The following is a 19,234-nucleotide window of genomic DNA, read 5'->3' on the forward strand; positions in this document are numbered from 1 at the left end:
TCGCTTGGGCGCGCTTGGTGAGGGGTAAAACAGCTGAGATTGAAGACCTATCGAGAAGGAAGACGTCCATGCCGAAACTGCTCGTAAAGCCCAAAGGCGACCAAGGCCACGTCACCCATGTGACGCCTGACAATGCCGGCTGGACCTATGTCGGCTTCGATCTGCACAAGCTCAAGCCGGGCCAAACGGCGTCCGGCCAGACAGGCGATAAGGAAGTCTGCCTGGTCTGGATCTCCGGCAAGGGCAGGACGAAGGCAGGCGGTGAGGAGTTCGGCGTGCTCGGCGAGCGGATGACACCGTTCGAAGGTGCGCCTTATGCGCTCTACATCGCTGCGGGATCCGATTGGTCTGTGACCGCAGAGACCGATCTCGTGCTGGCGGTCTGCTCGGCGCCGGGCGGCGGCGATTACAAGACCAAACTGATTGCTCCCGGCACCCATCCGCAATTTATCCGCGGCAAGGGCTCGAACATCCGTCATGTCACCAATATCATGCCAGAAGACGACAACTCCGCGCAGTCACTGCTGGTGGTCGAGGTCATCACCCCGAGTGGCAATACGTCCTCCTATCCCTCACACAAGCACGACCAGGACGATCTGCCCAACGAGAGCTATCTCGAAGAAACCTATTACCATCGCCTCAACCCGCCACAGGGCTTTGCCTTCCAGCGCGTCTATACCGACGACCGTTCGCTCGACGAAGCGATGGCCGTGGAGGATGGCGACGTGACGCTTGTGCCGAAGGGATACCATCCCTGCGCCACGATCCACGGCTATGATCTCTATTATCTCAACGTCATGGCCGGGCCGAAGCGAGTCTGGAAGTTCCATAATGCCAAGGAGCATGAGTGGCTGATGAAGGTGTGAACTTGACTTCTCCTCACGATTAGCTAAGTTAGCTAACCATAGGAGGTAACGATGCAGGTTAGCGTTCACCAGGCAAAGACTCAGCTTTCAAAACTGTTGGAAGCTGTTGAAAAAGGCGAGGAAGTAATCATCGCTCGGGGGCAGACCCCCGTTGCAGAACTTATTCCTGTGCGCAAAAACAAATTCAAACTGGGAATTCTTGCCGATGTGCTGACAGCAGAAGGCATGCCGGACTTTTTCGAGCCGATGGATGAGGAAGACCTTCGTCTCTGGGAAGGTCGATAGTGACATCCTACTTGCTCGATACCCATGTCTGGGCATGGAGCTTGTTGCGCGCTCTGCTACCACAGAGAATATCTGGCTTTCTTACCTCAGCAGATACGATCAGCATAAGCGCGATTTCATTTTATGAGATTCGCCAAAAGGTTCGTATTGGGAAATGGCCCGAGATGGCGCCGCAAGCCGAGCAGTTGACAAATATTCTTTCAAGCCAAGGCGCCAATGCCGTCGCCATTACGCCTGAAATTAGCAATCTGGCCGGCGCGCTTGATTGGGAGCATCGTGACCCGTTCGATCGCCTGATTGCCGCAACCTGCATCGAGCGGAAACTTCCCTTGATCTCGGCAGATGAAGCCTTCGACCAACTTTCCGATCGCAAGGACTGGCCGGGTCGCGTCTGGTAACCCGGCCAATCCGCATATCACACCGGCTGCAGCACGCCGAACCGCCAGCCGCGGCGGCTTGCATTCACCGCCAAGACGATGGCGACCAGCGCCACCATGCCAATATCGGCCACCGGTGCCGCCATCCATATTCCCCGCTCGCCGAAAACGTGCGGCAGGATGAAGATCAGCGGAATCGAGAACAGATAGGTTCTCGACAGGCCGAATATCCCGGCTTTCGATGCATCGCCGATCGACTGGAAATAGCCCGACAGAGTCACCGGCAAGCCGCACAGCACATAGACGGCCGTCGTCCATGGCAGGATGCGCGCGGTTTCGGACACGATCACCGGATCGTTGGCAAATCCAGCCCCGAAATGCGCCGAAAACAGATAGCAAACGACCTGCACTAGGCCGCAATAGATAGCCGATGTGCAGAGCGCGATCTTCAGGCTCTGGTTGGTGCGGTTCATCATTCCCGCGCCGAAATTATTGCCACAAATCGTCTGGAAGGCGATGTTGATTGCCATCATCGGCAGATAGGCGAATGTCAGAATGCGTGTAACGATGCCGTAGGCCGCAATCGTCGCGACGTAGTTCTCCGTCTGCCAGATGCGCAGGTTGACGATAATTGCCGCTGATGTCAGCGATATGCCGAGCAGCCCCAGACTGTTCGGCGCCCCCAGCGCCAGGATCTGCCGCCACTCCTTGACCGGGCCTGGACGCGACAGCGTCAGGGCTCCCGCGGTGCGCCAGCGATAAAGCAGCACGAAGGTCAGGCAGAAGAACTGCGCCAGCACCGTGCCGATCGCCGAACCCTCGACGCCCCAGCCGAACACGCCCATCAACACCCAGTTGAACAGGATGTTGAGCAAGGTGGCGCTGACGGTGACGATGGTCATGAAGCCGAGCCGGCCTTCGCAGCGGAGTGCATCGACATTCAGCGACAGAATGAAACCGATCGGCGCGAAGGCAATGGTCACCAGCATGAAGGCCTTGGCATTGGCCGCAACATCCGCGGATCCCGCCGAGGCGATGTCGATGACCGAACCGCCGAAGAGCCCATACAGCGCCCAGAGAAACACGACCACGCCGCAGGCGAGCAGATGCGCTCCCGTGAACGTGGCGCCTGCAGCCTCGCGCCGGCCGGCCCCGAGCTCGCGGGCCAGGATGCTCGCCATGCCGTTGGAGACCAGGGTTTGCAGGGCAAACAGCATCATCATCATCGGAAAGATCAGCGTCACCGCCGAAAGGGCCGACGCACCGACATAGAAGCCGATGAACCAGGCATCGGCGACGACGTAAAGGCCGTTGATGATCATGATCAGGATGATCGGTGTTGCAGTCTTGGCGAACAGTTTGCCCAGTCCGCCATGCAGATACATATTCACGTTGGATGTAGACGACATTGAAGCCTCTCAATACGCCGGGAATATTTGTGGAGGTGCTCGCATTACCGCCGTCCCGTTTTCACGTTTTGGGGCTTAGATCCAGTCAGAGGTCTTCACCATGAGCATATGCTCGCGAGCGGCAGGCGCCTCAGCCATGGCGAGCGTTTACAGCCTTGCCTCAAACAATGTCAATCCCGACTGGCAATTGCCCGCATAGCGAGCGCGTATCGGATTCAAGGTTGGTAAACCTTATAGGCGTATAATCCTATGCAAGGAAACGACCCGAGAAACGATCATGCATTTTCAACAGTTCAAGGATTTCAACGAGCGACTGTTCCTGCAGAACCCGAAGCGCAGCTTTCGGCAACATACGGTCGATCGCCCCGGCATCGTCATACCCGTCGGCCATCATCTGACGATCAGGGCCCAGTATAGCTGCCTGATCCAGAGCGTTTCCTGCGGCGGCGCATTGCTGAACATGAGCCGGTATATCGAGATCCCTAAGAACTTCTTCCTGGTCATCCTGGGATCGAGTGAGGAAATCGGCGCAACGGAGTATCGCCGCGAGGGCGATCAGTTGCTGGCCAAGTTCAACATGTTCCTCGATGCCGGCTTCCTGCAATCGCTCGTCGGCACGGCGTCGATCGAGATCGATCCTGTCTGACGCAACCGTCATTTGTGGCAATTCACTAATAGAAAATACGCTTCGATAAAATTTTAGCTTGTTGATTGATTGGCCTTCAACGCCTGTGTGCCAAATTCGAACTCACATCCAAAGGGGAGTCCCGCGATGGCCAGTGCAGAAATGTCGATCAGTTCAGTGCATACCCAGCCTGGGCTTGAAGCTCGCAAATGGGAGCGGTTTATCGTCAACAAGCCTGCCACCCTGATGGCGATCAATCCGGGGCTGAGCGGCATGACCTCCAGGACATGCTCGGTCATCGACATTTCCAAGGGCGGCGCCTGCATTCAGGTTACCACCACCATCGGCCTGCCGGATCACTACTACCTCACCTTCATCGGAGCGCCTGATCGCATCGGCTGCGCCGAGGTTTACCGCAACGGCAACCGCGTCGGCGTGAAGTTCATCAAGGCTGTGGCCGACGATCTGTTGTCCGGCATCGTCCGCAACGACTTCTTCACCAAATAAGGCGCTTTGCGCATCACATCGAATACCCTATTCTCTGCTCCTCATTGAATCAGGGTTTCTTGTTGCATGTCCACATTTCAGCGTTTTGCCACCCTCGCCCGCAGCCTGCCGGCGACGGTTCCCTTTGTTGGGCCCGAGGCCATCGAGCGCAATCGCCATCTGACCGTCAAGGCCCGCATCGGCGCCAATGAAAGCGGCTTCGGGCCGGCGCCATCGGTCATCGAGGCGATGCGCCAGGCGGCGGGCGAGACCTGGAAATATACCGATCCCGAGAATTTCGAATTGCGCGGGGCGATCGCCGCCCATCACGGCCTTTCCAGTGCCAATATCAATGTCGGCGAAGGCATTGACGGCCTGCTGGGACAGATCGTCCGGCTGATCATCGAGCCCGGCATGCCGGTGGTCACCTCGCTTGGTGGCTATCCCACCTTCAACTACCATGTGGTCGGCTATGGCGGCCGCCTCGTCACTGTGCCCTACAAGGACGATCACGAGGACCTCGACGGATTGCTCGACGCCGTGCGGCGAGAAGATGCGCCGCTCGTATATTTCGCCAATCCGGACAATCCGATGGGGAGCGCCATCGAAGCGGGCCGCGTGCTGGAATTCGCGCGAGCCCTCCCCGAGACCACGATGCTGATCCTAGACGAGGCCTATGGCGAGACTGCAGCCGCGGGTATTATTCCGCCGGCCGATGCGCTGATCGACCTGCCGAATGTTATCCGCACACGGACGTTCTCGAAGGCCTATGGTATGGCAGGTTCGCGGATCGGTTATGTGATTGCGTCTGAAGACACGGCGCGCGCCTTCGACAAGATCCGCAATCACTTCGGGCTGAACCGCATCGGCGTCGCCGCGGCCATCGCCGCGCTGAAGGACCAGGATTATCTGGTTGATGTCGTGGGGAAAATCGCGGCGGCGCGCGAGCGGATTTCCAACATCGCCCGACGGAATGGCCTGTCGCCCCTGCCCTCGGCCACCAATTTCGTGGCGATCGATTGCGGGCGCGACGGCACTTATGCGCGTGCGGTCGTCGATGGGCTGATGGAGGAAGGTGTATTTATCCGGATGCCCGGCGTGGCACCGCTCAATCGCTGCATCCGCATCAGTGTCGGGCCCAAAGCGGAACTCGATCTCTTGGAAGAGGTCCTGCCGAAGGTGTTGCAGACGCTGGGCTGACCAGATCCGCGAACTCCGTTCAATCGCAACTCCGGTTGACAATCGCCAATAACGAGCACAACCTCACCTTCATATCGTGAAGAACTTAGAGCTATGTCGAAAGTGCGGCTTGTCCCGGGAGGGTGAAATGCATCCATCGCGTGCTTTATTTGCAGCATTGTTAACGCTTGCGCCCTCACTGGCATCCGCTGACGAGGACGTTCCCGTAATCTCGGCGGTGCTCGACTACGCAAAGCCTGACGAAGCAGGGTTTGAGGCGTTTTTCGAGAAGGTGCTAGGTAGCGGCGGCAAAGTCGTGAGGCTCAATCTTGAGATCATACCCAAGCAAGGGCAGGATGGACCGGGCTACACGCTGCAAAGCAGCAGCAACAAGACTGTCACCTGCAATCAGGAGGAGTGGGGCCTCGTCGACAATCTCAGGACCGACTATGTTCTGTCGTTCCAGCATCCAACGAATTTTCACTCGAGCTTTACAGCTTATTTTGGCACCAGAATGAATTATCCGTTCCACAGCCTGGTTTGCGGCGTGGAAAATGCCTCCGGTGCGGAATTCACCCATCTTCATGTCGACGGGCATTTTGTCGTGGCAGTTTCTGAGATTCCAACCCAAAACGTCGTAACGTTGTTTCCGTACAATCCGCACTAGGTGCTTGGAAACTGAATTCGGCAGGTGCGTTTTCGCGTACCGCGCCACAGAAAGATCGCCGTTCAGCAGCGATCCCATTTGGCCGTTTTGCGTGGTCTCGATTTGGAGCCGCGCGTTCGGCCACCAGATCAATGCATCGTCATCCATTCGCGGGCAGCGCGGAGCGCCTGGGCGAGTTCCATCTTGGTCATCGAGGCGCTGAGATCGGCGCGCAAAGATGCGGCGCGGTCAGAGCCCTTGATGGCGGCAATGTTGAGCCACTTGTGTGCGGCGACCAGGTCGATATCGCAGCCGCGGCCCGTAGCATACATCAGGCCCATTTCGCATAGAACGTCGGCCCGGGTTTCGCCACCCATTGCTGTCTCCATGTTATTGACTTCATAGCGTGCCATTTTACTTGTCCCTTGCCTTGTACAGTTTCGTTTTACTTATACCCTGTCTTGCCTTGAGAGGCGCCCGGAGAACGATCGTCCCGTCTTTTGTGCGGATTAGTTCGATCTATTCTCCGGCTTGGCGAGTTTTACCCGTCCTTGTTATGGCTTCACTATGCCGGACTGCTTTCAACACCAGCTTAAAATGCATGCTTAATGTCAGGAAAACAAAGTCCAAACAGTTGGTAAACCTAGGTTTTTGTTAAGCATCGGACATGCCGGATTGCCGGGATTCCCGATAAAATTTTACGAATATTTCATCTTGCGAAATCAACTGATTATTCACCACGAAAAACATCGGCGAAAATCCCAGTGGCGATTTCTGACGAGCGGAGGGGCCGGAAAACGGCAAAATGAAGCCAGCGGGCTTCATCGCGCCCGGGCTCCTTGCTGCGAATGATAGTGATCTGAAGCTTTGGCTTACTCGGCTGGCAGATAAACGTCGGCGTCAGGGCGCTTCAGCCGCTCGCCCTTCGAAAGCAGCACGCCATGCTCGCCGGCAATGGCCGTTTCCAGGCTTTCGGCAATACGTGTGGCGCGTTCCATGAACAACGCAGCCACGCTCGGCAGACACTCTTCCTGCAGAGTCTGATAAAACAACCCGAGCCAAAGATCGAAATGACGACCATCGACAGGCAGTCCGAGATGCTTCTGCATCGGGCTGCCGCCATAGGCTCCCGAAGCCAGGATCACTGAAGACCAGAAGGCGCAGAGTCGCGACATATGGAGCTCCCAATCATCGATCCTTTCGTTGAAGACTGGGCCCAGGACCGGGTGGTTGCGCACCTTGCCATAGAAGGCACGGACGAGACACTCGATCACATCTTCATCGACGCCGGTTTCCGTTGATCTGCGCGCCATCGCCTCAAGGCGTCGCTCGTTGGCATCCATATATATTCTCCGCAAACACGATGGCAGGCGCCTGAGCGCAGACATCCAGCATTCGACCTTCCAAGTCTCTTCTACCAATATCGCCTTTCATTGCCATGTCGCAATCTGCCACAGGCTCGACACCTCTTTACGCTTACGTTAACGTAATATAAAACTCGCGTCGTTCGGGCGGCCCGCTCTGCGGAAAGGCAGGCAATCGAGGTCCTAGGGCTGGGGGGCGTCGCGCGAATTCAGGTACTTTCTAGGGAGGATAGAATGGGAAAACTTCTTATTTCAGCAGCATTGGTGTTTGCTGCCAGCACAGCATTCGCAGCCGAGCCCATCGAGGGCAAATGGAAGACCGCGAATGGCCAGACCGCCGAGATCGCATCGTGCGGCGACGGCTTCTGCGTGACGCTGAAGACCGGCAAATATGCCGGCAGGCAGATCGGCAAGCTTTCAGGCAGCGGCGCCGACTACAGCGGCGAGATCACCGACCCGGTGGCTGACAAAACCTACAGCGGCTATGGAACGGTTTCGGGCGACGCGCTGAAGATGAAGGGCTGCGTCCTGTCGGTGTTCTGCAAGTCGCAGACCTGGAGCAGGCTCTAACCTTCGTTAACAGGCGGCGGCGGGCTGCGAGCAACCCTGCCTCCGCCTTTGATCAATTATCGGGCGCGGCTGGCCGAACAGAATCTTCTGAGCTTCGCCATGGTGTCCTGCTCCTTGTTCGGATGTGTCCGCCTAGAGGTAGTGCCCTTCGGGTCCGGCAACCATTCTGAACTGAAAATGAATGCCGATCTCAGGGTGAGTTCAGCATCAGCTGTCTAAGAATGGGACAACAACGACGAAGGACATATGAAATGACCATCCTGCTGCGGCGCTTTGCGATCATCTGCCTGACCTTCATGGTCTTCGCACTTGTCATGGCAATGACGGTCAACAACCACGCCAGGCGGCCCACCAATGGCCAGTTCGCGCTTGGAGCGCCCTGCCCGCAGCCGGCCGGCATCCACTGCACCTCGAGCAACTGAAAGGAAGCGAAATGACTGCGACCGTTCTGACTTCGCTTCGCAATCTCAAGGGGCTGCTGTTCATCCTGCCCTTTCTCGCGCTGCCGCTTGCCATCTTCGCGCCGGCAATGACGACACCTGCGATCAGCAAGCAGGGTGCAGGACTCGTCCTGTTCGTGTCCTTGCAGCGTTCGGCAATGCGTTGACGGGCTTACACAAAAAAACCGCTGTGAATTCGTATCTGCCCGTTTGATTGTCATGAATCCCTCCTTATAATGGACCATGGCCAAACGAAATTTCCCCTCCTCCGTATTTGACATCCACTCACCCGAACCGTTCGACGCCGCGACATTTACCGATGCCGAGGCGGCTGTCGATACGCTCGAAGCGCTTTACGAGCGCAACACCGATTTCCTGAAGAATGCCTTCGAGCAGATCGTCAAAGGCGGGCAGCCGCATGGCCGTTATCGCGCCTATTACCCGGAAATCCGCATTGCCACGGTGCGCTATGACAAGATCGACTCGCGCATGCCCTTCGGCTTCCTGGCCGAGCCGGGCCTTTATTCGACGACCGTGACGCGCCCGAAACTCTTTCGCCACTATCTCAAGACTCAGATCGGCCAGTTGATCAAGAACCATGGCCTGCCGATCACCATCACCGAGTCGGCGACACCCATCCCGTTGCATTTCGCATTTGGCGAGGGGGCTCATGTCGAGGCATCCGCAGGCGCCACGCTCGATGTGCCGCTACGCGACATCTTCGATACGCCCGACCTTACGACCACCGACGACGAGATCGCCAATGGCGAGTACGAGCCGCCGGCGGGCGCGCCACGACCGCTGTCGCCGTTTACCGCGCAGCGTATCGACTACTCGCTTGCCCGCCTCAGCCACTACACCGCGACCAAAGCCGAGCATTTCCAGAACTTCGTGCTGTTCACCAATTACCAGTTCTATATCGACGAGTTTTGCGACTGGGCCCGCGAGCAGATGGCGATCGGCGGCAACGGCTATACCGAGTTCGTCGAGCCGGGCAACCTGATCACCAAGGCTGGCGACAGCGAACCGACCGAGGGCCTGCCGACCACGCGCCTGCCGCAAATGCCCGCCTATCACATCAAGAAGAAGGGCCATGCCGGCATCACCGTCGTCAATATCGGCGTCGGGCCTTCCAACGCCAAGACGATCACCGACCATATCGCCGTGCTGCGTCCGCATGCCTGGCTGATGCTCGGCCATTGCGCGGGCCTGCGCAACAGCCAGACGCTCGGCGACTATGTGCTGGCGCATGCCTATATGCGCGAAGATCACGTGCTGGACGACGACCTGCCGGTCTGGGTGCCGATCCCGGCGCTGGCGGAAGTGCAGCAGGCCCTGCAGGACGCGGTCGCCGATGTTACTGGCTATGACGGCTATGAACTGAAGCGGATCATGCGCACCGGCACGGTGGCGACGATCGACAACCGCAATTGGGAGCTTCGCGACCAGTCGGGGCCGGTGAAGCGCCTGTCGCAGGCCCGCGCCATTGCGCTCGACATGGAATCTGCCACCATCGCCGCCAATGGTTTCCGCTTCCGCGTTCCCTACGGTACGCTGCTGTGTGTCTCGGACAAGCCGCTGCATGGCGAGTTGAAGCTGCCGGGCATGGCAACCGCGTTCTACAAGAACCAGGTCAGCCAACACCTGAAAATCGGCATCCTGGCGCTGGAAAAACTATCGGCCATGCCATCGGAAAGGCTGCATTCGCGCAAGCTCAGAAGCTTCTTCGAGACGGCGTTCCAGTAATGATGGAGAATGAGGACGATCCGCTGTTTCGCGACCCGGATTTCGCGTCCTTTTATGACATCGAAAACGGCGACGAGGTGGAGTCGGGCAGAGATGATTTCGCTTTTTGCCGATCGCTGGCCGCTGAGGCAGGCTCCGTCCTCGATCTCGGTTGCGGCACCGGAGAACTGACTGTCATGCTCGCTCCCGGCCGCAGGGCGGTCGGCGCCGACCCGGCGGCAGCCATGCTCGACGTCGCGAGAAGACGGCCGGGCGGCGAAATGGTGGAATGGGTGGAAGCGGATGCGCGAAGCCTGCGGCTCGATGCGCGCTTCGATTTGATCCTGCTGACCGGACACGCTTTCCAGGTTTTCCTGACCGACGAGGACATCGCGGCCGTACTTTCGACGATCGCCCGACATCTTTCGCCCAACGGGCGGTTCATCTTCGACAGCCGCAATCCGCCGCGCGAGGAATGGCGGACATGGACGCCGGACGCATCCACTCGAATGGTGACGCATCCGGTCCTTGGCGAGGCCAAGGCATGGAACGATGTCACGTTTGATTCAGTAAGCGAGATCGTCACCTACCAGACGGTCTATGAGATACCTGCGTTGGGAAAAACCTTGTCGGCGGCATCGCAGATTCGCTTTGCCAGCAAATCACGGCTGGAGGAATTGCTCGCCAAGGCAGGCCTGGTGGTCGACCGCTGGCTGGGAGATTGGCAGGGCGCGGCTTACAGTGAAGGCTCGAAAGAAATTATTCCGATCGGGAGACTGGCCAAATAGGCTGCTTCATCAGCCGTTCGCAGGATCAATTTCACGCATCCTTCGGCATGATCACCTTCAACTCACCGGGATGGAGCTTGATGGAAATGTCGCGACCCAGCGGGATCAGTTCACCATCGAGAACGTAATTGGCGGAACGATAGAGTTTCGGGAAATGCAGGTCGACGGTCTTGGCCTTCATCTCGGTGATTGCCGCATTCTCACTCAGCTTGCCGCGCAGGATGTCGATGGCGAGTTTCGCTGCCCTCGCCGGCCTGAGCGGTTGGGCAATGTAGAAACCGAGATGGCCGGTCGTCAGGTCGTCGGAAAACATCAGCCCGTTTTGACCGAAGGGATTGTTGGAGACGGAGATCGCTGAGATCATCCGGCTTTCCTTGTGGCCATCGACATCGAACTCGATCTCGAATTCCGGCGGGTTCATCACCACGCCCACCGAGGCGCGGACATTGGCGGCGATCTTGCCGGCGCGGGAGCGATAGCGAAGCGAATTGCGATAGCGCACCATGCGCGCATGCATGCCGGCAGAGAATTGGTGGACGAAGGCCCGGCCGTTGGCGCTGCCAATGTCCGCCTGGCGTACATGGCCTTCGGCCAGCACGGGCAAGACTGCCCAGATGTCGAGCGGCAGTTTCAGCGAACGGGCGAAAAGGTTCATGGTGCCGGCGGGGATAACGCCAAGGGGCTTGCCGGTTTTCCAGGCGATGCCCGCGGCCGCGGAGATGGTCCCGTCGCCGCCGCCGGCGATGATAGCTTCGCATCTGTCATTGTCGGCAGCGTCTTCGAGCGCATCGACCATCTGTTTGCCGGAAACGATCTTGACGTCAAGGTCGTCGCCTGCTTCGGCAAAGACCGCCTTTGCCTTTTCGGCGTAGGCCTGCATATCCGTTGTCCGGAACGTGCCACCATCGCGGTTCAATACTGCCTTGATCTTCATGCACATCCCCGGAGCGGCCAAGCACCATCGACGCGCCGCCGATACTGGCAATGTGGGGACTTCAGGGCTAGCGATCAAGCCACAATCGGGTTGCCTGTCCGAGCAGCCTCAGATCGCGGTGCGCTTCTCGCGCTCAAGCCATAGCGAAACACTGAACACCAGCAGGCCGAGCAGCGACAGAACCGCGCCGACATATCCGGTTGCGGCATAGCCGAAACCACCTGATATCACCAGGCCACCCAGCCAGGCGCCGATGGCGTTGGCGATGTTGAAGGCAGAGTGCATCGACGCGGCAGCGAGCGTTTGCGCCCCGGCCGCGACATCCATCAGGCGCGTCTGGACCGCAGGACCGGCTGCAAAGGTACAGCCGACAAGGAAGACAGACAGGCAGAGCAGGTAAGGATTGGCGGAGGTTGTGGCAAACATCAGCATGATGACGATATTGAACGCCAACATTGAGCCGATCGTTCCCATCAGCGACATGTCAGCGAGCTTTGACCCGAGGAGATTGCCGACATTCATGCCGACGCCGAACAGCGCCAGGATCACCGGCACCATCGTCAGCGGCATGTTTGCGACATCCGTTACAACAGGCGCTATGTAGCTGAAGACGGCGAACATGCCGCCGAAGCCGGACGCGGCAATGGCCAGCGTGAGCCAGATTTGCGGACTAAAGAACGCACCGATTTCGCCACGAATGCTGGCGCCTTCGGAGACTTCATCCTTCGGCAGGTACATCCAGATGAGCGCGACGGTCAACACACCGATGGCGCCGACAAACAGGAAGGCCACCCGCCAGTTCAACAATTGGCCAAACAGCGCGGTGATCGGGGTGCCGGCAAGGGTCGCGATGGTCAGACCGAGCATGACCCAGCCCACCGCGCGAGCACGCATGTGGAAGGGAACCATCGAAGCGGCGACCAGCGCCGCAACGCCGAAATAGGCGCCGTGTGGTAGGCCGGTCAGAAAACGAAGGAGGAAGAAGGATTTGAAATCAGGCGCGAATGCGCTGAGCAGGTTACCGGTCGCAAACACCGCCATCAGCACCAACAGCAGATTGCGCCGCGAGGCGCGTGCCGCAAGCGCTGCGATGACCGGAGCGCCGACCACGACCCCCAAGGCATAGGCGCTGATGACATAGCCAGCCACCGGCGTCGTAACGCCGAAGCTCGCACCGACATCGGGCAGGAAACCCATGATGGCGAATTCGCCGGTGCCGATGCCGAACCCGCCACAGGCGAGCGCGAGGATGACGAGGAAGATCTGCAGCTTGGTGAATTCCGTCGCACCATCGGTGACGGAAATGGAATCGGACAACGTGGCGTCGGTCACGGACGTATGCTTTCAAATGAACAGCCATTCCGGCGCGATCGCCAGAAATGTCATATGTTTGACGGGAGAGCCGCGCGCCAGGAGATGCTTGGGAGGAGCGGTCGCGAACTACATCTATTTATAAGCATATAAACGCTGTTTCGAAAAGCGGATTGTGCGGCGCACACAAAAATTTGAACATTGCACGCATTGTCCATCCCGAGGTGTGGGCAGCCGGCAACACGCCGGCTGCCCGAAGCCCTAGGCAGCCCTTGTGTGGCGGCTGAAAAGCCCGGTCGAAAGCAGCACGCCAATGCAGGTCAGCAGAGCCGCGAGATAGACATTCGGTCCGGGCTGCTCGCCAAGCAGGACGGCACCGCCGAGCACGGCCAGCACGGGTGTCAGTGCGGTGAACGCCGCAGCCTGGACGCCACCTAAAGACTTGATCGCAACGCCGAAGGCGAAGGTCGCGACCAGACCGGACAACAGCCCTTGGCTGACAAGCTGCAAACCGCTGTCGGTCCACGAAACCTCGGAGAAATCGACGCCGCGCACCAGCGCCACCGCGAGCAGGATGACGAACGACCAGAAGGCGATGATGGCGCTCGCATGCAGCGGCGTGAGGCCGGAAGCCTTGAAGGCGTGAGTGTAGGATGCCCACAGAAACGCACCGCACAGCAGCAGCACGGCCCCGCTCCAGGACGCACTGCCGCCAATGATAAAGGGCAACAGCAGCGTGATCGTGCCGGAGACGATCGCCGTCATGCCCAGCGTCCGCATGCCGTCCAGCCGTTGGCCGAACACCAGAACGCCGAGCATCGCGGTCGCAAACGGCATGCCGCCACCGAGCATCACGCCGGCGAAACCTGCCTCCACATGGTGGATCGCGCCAGCTGTCACCTCGAAGAACAGCGCACCCGCACCGAGCACCATGATGGCGATGAGATGCAGGGGCACGCCCTTTGGCAGCACACCCTTCTTCAACCACACCGGAGACAGCGCCAGCGCCGGAATGCCGAAGCGGAAGAGGCCGAGTTCGAGTGTGCCAAGATGGGTGCTGGCGGAATAGCGCGTGGCGATCAGCCAGGAAGCCCAGATCAGCACCGTGATGCCAGCGGCGGCATAGCCGACGGCAAGGTTGTTGCGCGAGAGAGTTTCGGAGACCTTCGATGTCATGGTGATGTCCTCCAATAGTGTTCAATGGAAGAAATCTACCGCGACATGCCGAGGCGTGTCCTTGCGTTCTCCGCTTGTCAGAAGCGCTTCAGCGCAATATTCTGCCGCAGACTGCCATCAAGGGTTTCTCTTATGCCAAAACTGGACAATTTTGATCTTGCGATCCTCAACGCTCTTCAGGAGGATGGAAGGGCTACCAATGTCGAGATTTCGGAGAAGGCGAACCTCTCGCCCTCCCCCTGTCTCCGGCGTATTCGCAATCTCGAGCAGAGCGGTATCATCCGCGGTTATCGGGCGGATATCGACCGCAACGAGGTGGGGCTCGGGCTGACGGTGTTCGTCGAGATCAAAGTTGCCCATCATTCGCGGGAAAGTGCGCAGGCCCAACACGAGGCGCTTGCCCGCATCCCGGAAGTGGTGTCCTGCTTCATGATTTCGGGAAATGCGGATTTCCTGGCAGAAGTGGTCGTCGCCGATCTTCCGGCTTACGAGAAACTGTTGACCGAGACATTGCTGACCCTGCCCGGTGTCAGCGACATCAGGTCGAATTTCGCGATACGATCGGTCAAGACGGCCGGACCACTGAAACTGCCGCAGGCAAATAGCTAAGGAGAAGCTCCATGAGCGACCTCGAGCAGAACAAGCGGAATGTCGCTGCCTTCTACGAGATGATGTTTAACGATTGCGAGCCGCGCAAGGCCATCGAGCTGTATGTTGGCGCCGAATACATCCAGCACAATCCGCACGTTGTCTCAGGCAAGCAAGGCTTCATCGATTATTTCGAGCGCATGGCAAGGGAGTGGCCGGGCAAACATATCGAGGTCAAGCGCGCGCTGGCGGACGGAGACTTCGTGGTGCTTCACTGCCATCAGCGTTGGCCCGGCGACAAGGATTATGCCGGAATCGATATCTTCCGGCTGGATCAAGCCGGCAAGATCGTCGAGCATTGGGATGTGCTGCAGATCATGCCGGAAACGTCGGCCAATCCGAACGGCATGTTTTGATCTCGCGACAAAAGGGAAAGCGCTAGGCGCCTCCCCTCCGCACGTGATCAAAATCCTTCCAGAACGATCTTGCCCTTAGTCGTGTGGCTTTCGATCTGGGCGTGGGCTCGCTTGAGGTTGGCCGCGTTGATCGTGCCGAAATTCTCGGCCAGAGTGGTCTTGATCTTGCCGGCGTCGACGAGCTCGGCGACGTGATTAAGGAGCTTGTGCTGCTCGATCACGTCTGCGGTCTGGAACACAGCACGGGCAAACATCATCTCCCAATGCAGCGAGATTGCCTTCGGCTTGAACAGCTTGATGTCGAATGTCTGGAAGTCGTCAATCAGGCCATAGCGTCCTTGCGGCGCCATCAATTGAGCCGCCGCCTGGGCATGCTGGTCGGAATGGGTAGTGGAGAAGACAAAAGCTGGCGCGCCAATGCCGAGTTCAGCGACCTGCGCTGCAAGCGGCTTGGAATGATCGACCACATGATGGGCGCCGAGCGACATCACCCAATCGAAGGTTTCTGGACGCGAGGCCGTGGCAATGACCGTAAGATCGGTGAGCTGGCGGACGAGCTGGACGGCGATCGAGCCAACCCCGCCTGCCCCGCCAATAATCACGATGGCATTGGCAGCGCCGGGCACGACGTCCTTGATGCGCAGGCGATCAAACAGCATTTCATAGGCCGTGATCGCCGTCAGCGGCAGGGCTGCGGCCTCGGCGAAACCAAGGCTCTTCGGCTTGAAGCCAACGATGCGCTCGTCCACCAGATGGAATTCGGAATTGGTGCCCTGCCGATTGTTGACGCCGGCGTAGAAGACCTCGTCGCCGGGCTTGAACAGGCTCACGGCGGATCCAACTTCGCGAACAATGCCGGCTGCGTCATAGCCAAGCGTCACGTACTCGCCTTCCGGTGCCGTGCGGCTGGCACGAATCTTGGTGTCGACAGGATTGACGGAGACCGCCTTGATCTCGACGAGCAGGTCATGCCCGTTCGCAACAGGCTTCGGCAGGTCGACATCCACGAATGAAGCATCGGCGGCAATCGGATGGGCTGATTTGTAGGCTACGGCACGCATGTCATTCTCCTTCAGGCGTTTGCGTAGAGCTTATTTGCGCGCTATGTTCCAACACTGCAAGAATGCACATTTTCTGTACGTAGTACACAAAAGGATACTGTCGATGTCTCGACCGCGCGCCAAGCTCGTCAACAATTTCCCCGGCTGTCCGGTGGAGGCGACGCTGACATTTCTCGATGGAAAATGGAAGGGCGTGATCCTGTTCCACCTGCTTGGAGGGACATTGCGTTTCAACGAAATCCGCAGGAAAATCAAATCGGTAACCCAGCGCATGCTGACCAAGCAATTGCGCGAACTGGAAGAAGCCGGGCTGGTCTCTCGCACCGTCCATCCGGTCGTGCCACCGCATGTCGATTATGCGCTGACGCCGCTTGGCCGGAGCCTCGAGCCAATCATCCACGCGCTCGACGCCTGGGGCAAGGAGCATGTCCTGTGCAAAGATGGCAAGAGGCTGATCCGGATGCCGGGCGGCAACCCGCTCGACGATGCGAAGACGATCGAGGAAATGGAAGCGGCTTAAACTGATGATTTGCCGTTCTCAGGCCTGGATGACGACCACCTTGCCGCCGACCTGGGCACGATCGTAGAGATCAATGACATCGTGATTGAGCATGCGGATGCAGCCCGACGACATTGCGTAGCCGATTGAGCTCGGCGCATTGGTGCCGTGGATCCGGAAATGAATGTCGTTGCCGCCGCGATAGAGATACATGGCGCGCGCGCCCAGCGGATTGTTAAGGCCGCCTGGCATGCCGCCGGCATATTTGCCGTTCTTCTTCGGGTCGCGGCGGATCATGTTTGCAGTCGGTGTCCAGCTCGGCCATTCCGCCTTGCGTCCGATATAGGCATTGCCGCGCAGTTCCAGCCCCTCGCGACCAACGCTGACGGCGTAGCGCACGGCCTGGCCATCGCCCAGCACGTAGTAGAGCCGACGCTCCGGGGTGTTGACGACAATTGTTCCGGCCGCATAGTTCGATGAGTATTCGACTTCCGTGCGGCGAAGCTCGGGCTTGATCTTGTCGAGCGGCATGGCCGGCAGCGGATAGGTCTCTTGCGGCCGGGCTGCATAATTTGGCTTTTGCGTTGCGCGGTCGGTGGTGCAGCCTGCGAGAAGTGCCGACATGCCAAGAAGAAGGCCGCGCCGCGTAATCGTCATCGAGAATATCCTTAACGCCCGGTTTATGCCGCCGAGAATTAAGGAATTATGGTTAATGTCGGGTTAAGCGGGCTCTCAAACGCTAAGACGACCCTCGTTTCTCTTCGAGAGCATCCCTTCCAGTGTGGGAATGGCGACAAGGATAACCAGAACCGATCCGATCAGGATCGTGCCGTGCCATGGCATCCCAGCGACGGCCGCCAGAGCGAGCATCATAGCTGCCAGCGCGCGAACGGCGATGGGCCTAATGCCGGTGTCGTGGGTCATGAAAATCCATCGAATTCGGATGATTGCTAGAGAACAGAATTTCGAATTTCCTGTCCAGTCCTTCATCTGGCATGGATCGTTGCGCCGATTTGTGCTACTTTTTTGGGCAGAAATAGGAGGTATATATGCCAACAACCAAGGTAGTAGACACAGAACTGTTTGCGCGTGCTGTGGAACTGACCGGAATCAAAAGCGAGTCAGCGTTGATGAAAGAGGCGCTGAAGGCGCTTATCGACCGGGAAACAGTTCGGAGAGCGGCCAGCTCTGGCGATCGGAAGCCGAAAGGCGACTCGCCAAAAAGCCGCCATTTCGACGAACATATCTACGACACGGATTGAAACCTAGACCGCGCCAAACGGCAGCAGCATGGCCATGCGCCGCAGGGGATCCAATCCTGCGGCATATTCCTTGGCAAGTGTCTTGCTGAGATGGTCAGATAGTTCATTGGCATCCGGCGGCCGAAAGCCAAGCGACGCATGAAAGGCCGCGTTGAACGGCGCATGTCTGTCCGTCGTGAGCGTTGCGCCGCGAAGACCTCGTTTCCGGCCTTCAGCCAACACAGCCAGCATCAACGCGCGGCCGATGCCTTTTCTTTGCCATGCACGGGCGACATCGATCTCGGCGACATAGAGCCAGCCGTCAGGAAAACTCGCACCGACATAGCCCACGGGCGTGTCCACCGCATCCGTCGCGACAAGCAGCAAGCCGTGATCGAGGAGATACTGCAGGTCATCGACGCTGCTGGACGTCGCCTCACCTGATACGGCGCCGGTCGCACGCAGCGTCTCGAAGGCGTCGATCTCTATCACCTTGAGTGTTGGGAAGTCCGTGGGGACGGCGGGGCGAAGCGTGATACTCATACTCACCTGCTTATAGTCCATTTCATAGGCGCCCGGCCCATCAACGCCTTCAGAAAGCAGCCACGAAAGCCGAGTATTCTCGGCCGCTCGCACTTATACGCTGCGCGGTTTCCCAGTGCCGAGTTGTTCGCCATTCGGTGGTCGAATATGCACCGATGCTGGAAGGCGAGATTTTTGCTCAAATGCAGTAGCGAGAGCATTCCAATCCTGCCGATGGAAACCAGTAACAAGGTCCTCATAGCCAGCCACATCATCCCAGAGGATGTAGAGCAATTGTATCGGGAAGTGTTCGATTCTCAATTGCAGCTCGCCAGCAATCAGTTGAGTATCGATGGTCACTTTATCGACCGGCCACAAATCTTGCTTAAGAAATGCAGATGGGCTCATTTCTCCATCCAGACCATCAAGCGCTAACTTCAGGTTTCTGGCGAGATCAACAGACTTCCCCTGAAGGTCATCAGCACGGCTAAGCTGCAACCAAACGATCTTATGCGGTGACCGCGCTGAAAACCTCATTTCCAGATGCTGATAGCCCCAGAAACACGGAAACGCACAACCATCGTAGGTGTCTGACCAGTATTTGGGTGGACCGAGGCGTCCGCCAATATCTTTCAGCGGCGCCCCAATAGATACCGGCCCGATAGACCCGGTCATAAGGAATGCTCTCAAAGAGCACTTCAGCTTCGCAACCATTAATCCGCTCTT

General features: G+C 58.4%; 28 protein-coding genes. 16 read left to right on the top strand and 12 right to left on the bottom strand.

The features are described 5' to 3' along the window. Positions 1-68: 68 nt before the first annotated feature. Genes iolB through ACXHRN_RS15775 form a run of 3 tightly spaced genes read left to right on the top strand, consistent with a single transcriptional unit; the run spans position 69 to position 1,549 of the window. Complete coding sequence (gene iolB / locus ACXHRN_RS15765) at positions 69-866, top strand: 5-deoxy-glucuronate isomerase (RefSeq protein ID WP_488637257.1); 798 nt, start codon at positions 69-71, stop codon at positions 864-866. 51 nt (positions 867-917) lie between these two features. Beyond that, positions 918-1,151, top strand: a complete 234-nt coding sequence (locus tag ACXHRN_RS15770) for a type II toxin-antitoxin system Phd/YefM family antitoxin (protein WP_488637258.1) — start codon at positions 918-920, stop codon at positions 1,149-1,151. Then, on the top strand, positions 1,151-1,549 hold the full coding sequence (locus ACXHRN_RS15775; protein ID WP_488637259.1) for a type II toxin-antitoxin system VapC family toxin: 399 nt from the start codon (positions 1,151-1,153) through the stop codon (positions 1,547-1,549). The genes ACXHRN_RS15770 and ACXHRN_RS15775 overlap by 1 nt, the downstream gene beginning before the upstream one ends. Positions 1,550-1,566: 17 nt before the next feature. On the opposite strand, the gene ACXHRN_RS15780 is transcribed toward ACXHRN_RS15775, so the two are convergent. After that, positions 1,567-2,937: an MATE family efflux transporter gene (locus ACXHRN_RS15780; RefSeq protein ID WP_488637260.1), complete on the bottom strand. Its 1,371-nt coding sequence runs from the start codon at positions 2,935-2,937 to the stop codon at positions 1,567-1,569. A 277-nt stretch (positions 2,938-3,214) separates the two neighbouring features. Here ACXHRN_RS15780 and ACXHRN_RS15785 point away from each other — a divergent pair, with 277 nt between their 5' ends. The 4 genes from ACXHRN_RS15785 to ACXHRN_RS15800 all read left to right on the top strand — a co-directional run bounded on the left by ACXHRN_RS15785 (position 3,215) and on the right by ACXHRN_RS15800 (position 5,894). Further along, on the top strand, positions 3,215-3,583 hold the full coding sequence (locus tag ACXHRN_RS15785; RefSeq protein ID WP_488637261.1) for a hypothetical protein: 369 nt from the start codon (positions 3,215-3,217) through the stop codon (positions 3,581-3,583). Between the two features lie 126 nt (positions 3,584-3,709). Continuing rightward, positions 3,710-4,069: a PilZ domain-containing protein gene (locus ACXHRN_RS15790; protein ID WP_488637262.1), complete on the top strand. Its 360-nt coding sequence runs from the start codon at positions 3,710-3,712 to the stop codon at positions 4,067-4,069. 66 nt (positions 4,070-4,135) lie between these two features. Further along, entirely contained in the window at positions 4,136-5,248 is a 1,113-nt protein-coding gene (locus ACXHRN_RS15795) for a pyridoxal phosphate-dependent aminotransferase (RefSeq protein WP_488637263.1), read from the top strand. A 127-nt stretch (positions 5,249-5,375) separates the two neighbouring features. Then, a complete protein-coding gene (locus ACXHRN_RS15800; RefSeq protein ID WP_488637264.1) occupies positions 5,376-5,894 on the top strand; it encodes a hypothetical protein in 519 nt (172 codons plus the stop codon). A gap of 128 nt (positions 5,895-6,022) precedes the next feature. On the opposite strand, the gene ACXHRN_RS15805 is transcribed toward ACXHRN_RS15800, so the two are convergent. From ACXHRN_RS15805 to ACXHRN_RS15815, 3 genes are all read right to left on the bottom strand, one after another. After that, entirely contained in the window at positions 6,023-6,286 is a 264-nt protein-coding gene (locus tag ACXHRN_RS15805; protein WP_488637265.1) for a sel1 repeat family protein, read from the bottom strand. A 241-nt stretch (positions 6,287-6,527) separates the two neighbouring features. Beyond that, positions 6,528-6,698 (bottom strand): hypothetical protein, encoded by a 171-nt coding sequence (locus ACXHRN_RS15810; protein WP_488637266.1) that lies wholly within the window; start codon positions 6,696-6,698, stop codon positions 6,528-6,530. Positions 6,699-6,745: 47 nt separating this feature from the next. Beyond that, positions 6,746-7,216, bottom strand: coding sequence for a group III truncated hemoglobin (locus ACXHRN_RS15815; RefSeq protein ID WP_488637267.1), 471 nt, complete (start codon positions 7,214-7,216; stop codon positions 6,746-6,748). 255 nt (positions 7,217-7,471) lie between these two features. Between ACXHRN_RS15815 and ACXHRN_RS15820 the strand changes: the two genes are divergently transcribed. The 5 genes from ACXHRN_RS15820 to ACXHRN_RS15840 all read left to right on the top strand — a co-directional run bounded on the left by ACXHRN_RS15820 (position 7,472) and on the right by ACXHRN_RS15840 (position 10,760). Beyond that, on the top strand, positions 7,472-7,807 hold the full coding sequence (locus ACXHRN_RS15820; protein ID WP_488637268.1) for a DUF2147 domain-containing protein: 336 nt from the start codon (positions 7,472-7,474) through the stop codon (positions 7,805-7,807). Positions 7,808-8,058: 251 nt separating this feature from the next. Beyond that, on the top strand, positions 8,059-8,229 hold the full coding sequence (locus ACXHRN_RS15825; RefSeq protein ID WP_488637269.1) for a hypothetical protein: 171 nt from the start codon (positions 8,059-8,061) through the stop codon (positions 8,227-8,229). 11 nt (positions 8,230-8,240) lie between these two features. Next, entirely contained in the window at positions 8,241-8,414 is a 174-nt protein-coding gene (locus ACXHRN_RS15830) for a hypothetical protein (RefSeq protein WP_488637270.1), read from the top strand. A gap of 76 nt (positions 8,415-8,490) precedes the next feature. Then, a complete protein-coding gene (locus ACXHRN_RS15835) occupies positions 8,491-9,993 on the top strand; it encodes an AMP nucleosidase (protein ID WP_488637271.1) in 1,503 nt (500 codons plus the stop codon). Between the two features lie 2 nt (positions 9,994-9,995). Beyond that, positions 9,996-10,760 (top strand): class I SAM-dependent methyltransferase, encoded by a 765-nt coding sequence (locus tag ACXHRN_RS15840; RefSeq protein ID WP_488641921.1) that lies wholly within the window; start codon positions 9,996-9,998, stop codon positions 10,758-10,760. Between the two features lie 31 nt (positions 10,761-10,791). Here ACXHRN_RS15840 and ACXHRN_RS15845 read toward each other — a convergent pair whose 3' ends face one another. From ACXHRN_RS15845 to ACXHRN_RS15855, 3 genes are all read right to left on the bottom strand, one after another. Continuing rightward, entirely contained in the window at positions 10,792-11,694 is a 903-nt protein-coding gene (locus ACXHRN_RS15845; RefSeq protein ID WP_488637272.1) for a diacylglycerol/lipid kinase family protein, read from the bottom strand. Between the two features lie 108 nt (positions 11,695-11,802). Further along, on the bottom strand, positions 11,803-13,011 hold the full coding sequence (locus tag ACXHRN_RS15850) for an MFS transporter (protein WP_488641922.1): 1,209 nt from the start codon (positions 13,009-13,011) through the stop codon (positions 11,803-11,805). Positions 13,012-13,266: 255 nt separating this feature from the next. Next, positions 13,267-14,181: a DMT family transporter gene (locus ACXHRN_RS15855; protein ID WP_488637273.1), complete on the bottom strand. Its 915-nt coding sequence runs from the start codon at positions 14,179-14,181 to the stop codon at positions 13,267-13,269. 132 nt (positions 14,182-14,313) lie between these two features. Here ACXHRN_RS15855 and ACXHRN_RS15860 point away from each other — a divergent pair, with 132 nt between their 5' ends. Next, positions 14,314-14,790, top strand: a complete 477-nt coding sequence (locus tag ACXHRN_RS15860) for an Lrp/AsnC family transcriptional regulator (protein ID WP_488637274.1) — start codon at positions 14,314-14,316, stop codon at positions 14,788-14,790. A gap of 11 nt (positions 14,791-14,801) precedes the next feature. After that, positions 14,802-15,185 carry a nuclear transport factor 2 family protein gene (locus tag ACXHRN_RS15865; RefSeq protein ID WP_488637275.1) on the top strand — a complete coding sequence of 128 codons (384 nt, stop codon included), beginning with the start codon at positions 14,802-14,804 and terminating at the stop codon, positions 15,183-15,185. Positions 15,186-15,232: 47 nt separating this feature from the next. On the opposite strand, the gene ACXHRN_RS15870 is transcribed toward ACXHRN_RS15865, so the two are convergent. Then, entirely contained in the window at positions 15,233-16,246 is a 1,014-nt protein-coding gene (locus ACXHRN_RS15870; RefSeq protein ID WP_488637276.1) for a zinc-binding alcohol dehydrogenase family protein, read from the bottom strand. A 103-nt stretch (positions 16,247-16,349) separates the two neighbouring features. Between ACXHRN_RS15870 and ACXHRN_RS15875 the strand changes: the two genes are divergently transcribed. Continuing rightward, on the top strand, positions 16,350-16,766 hold the full coding sequence (locus ACXHRN_RS15875) for a winged helix-turn-helix transcriptional regulator (RefSeq protein WP_488637277.1): 417 nt from the start codon (positions 16,350-16,352) through the stop codon (positions 16,764-16,766). A gap of 18 nt (positions 16,767-16,784) precedes the next feature. On the opposite strand, the gene ACXHRN_RS15880 is transcribed toward ACXHRN_RS15875, so the two are convergent. Both ACXHRN_RS15880 and ACXHRN_RS15885 read right to left on the bottom strand, forming a co-directional pair. After that, on the bottom strand, positions 16,785-17,402 hold the full coding sequence (locus tag ACXHRN_RS15880) for a L,D-transpeptidase (protein WP_488637278.1): 618 nt from the start codon (positions 17,400-17,402) through the stop codon (positions 16,785-16,787). Positions 17,403-17,477: 75 nt separating this feature from the next. Next, positions 17,478-17,735: a hypothetical protein gene (locus tag ACXHRN_RS15885; protein WP_488637279.1), complete on the bottom strand. Its 258-nt coding sequence runs from the start codon at positions 17,733-17,735 to the stop codon at positions 17,478-17,480. A 59-nt stretch (positions 17,736-17,794) separates the two neighbouring features. Between ACXHRN_RS15885 and ACXHRN_RS15890 the strand changes: the two genes are divergently transcribed. Then, on the top strand, positions 17,795-18,007 hold the full coding sequence (locus ACXHRN_RS15890; protein WP_488637280.1) for a type II toxin-antitoxin system VapB family antitoxin: 213 nt from the start codon (positions 17,795-17,797) through the stop codon (positions 18,005-18,007). Positions 18,008-18,010: 3 nt separating this feature from the next. Here the strand turns inward: ACXHRN_RS15890 and ACXHRN_RS15895 are convergent, their stop codons facing one another. Together ACXHRN_RS15895 and ACXHRN_RS15900 are read right to left on the bottom strand one after the other, a co-directional pair. Continuing rightward, complete coding sequence (locus ACXHRN_RS15895) at positions 18,011-18,529, bottom strand: GNAT family N-acetyltransferase (RefSeq protein WP_488637281.1); 519 nt, start codon at positions 18,527-18,529, stop codon at positions 18,011-18,013. A 93-nt stretch (positions 18,530-18,622) separates the two neighbouring features. Beyond that, positions 18,623-19,222: a hypothetical protein gene (locus ACXHRN_RS15900; protein WP_488637282.1), complete on the bottom strand. Its 600-nt coding sequence runs from the start codon at positions 19,220-19,222 to the stop codon at positions 18,623-18,625. Between the last annotated feature and the right edge of the window lie 12 nt (positions 19,223-19,234).

It is taken from the genome of Shinella sp. OV683 (genome assembly GCF_057787725.1).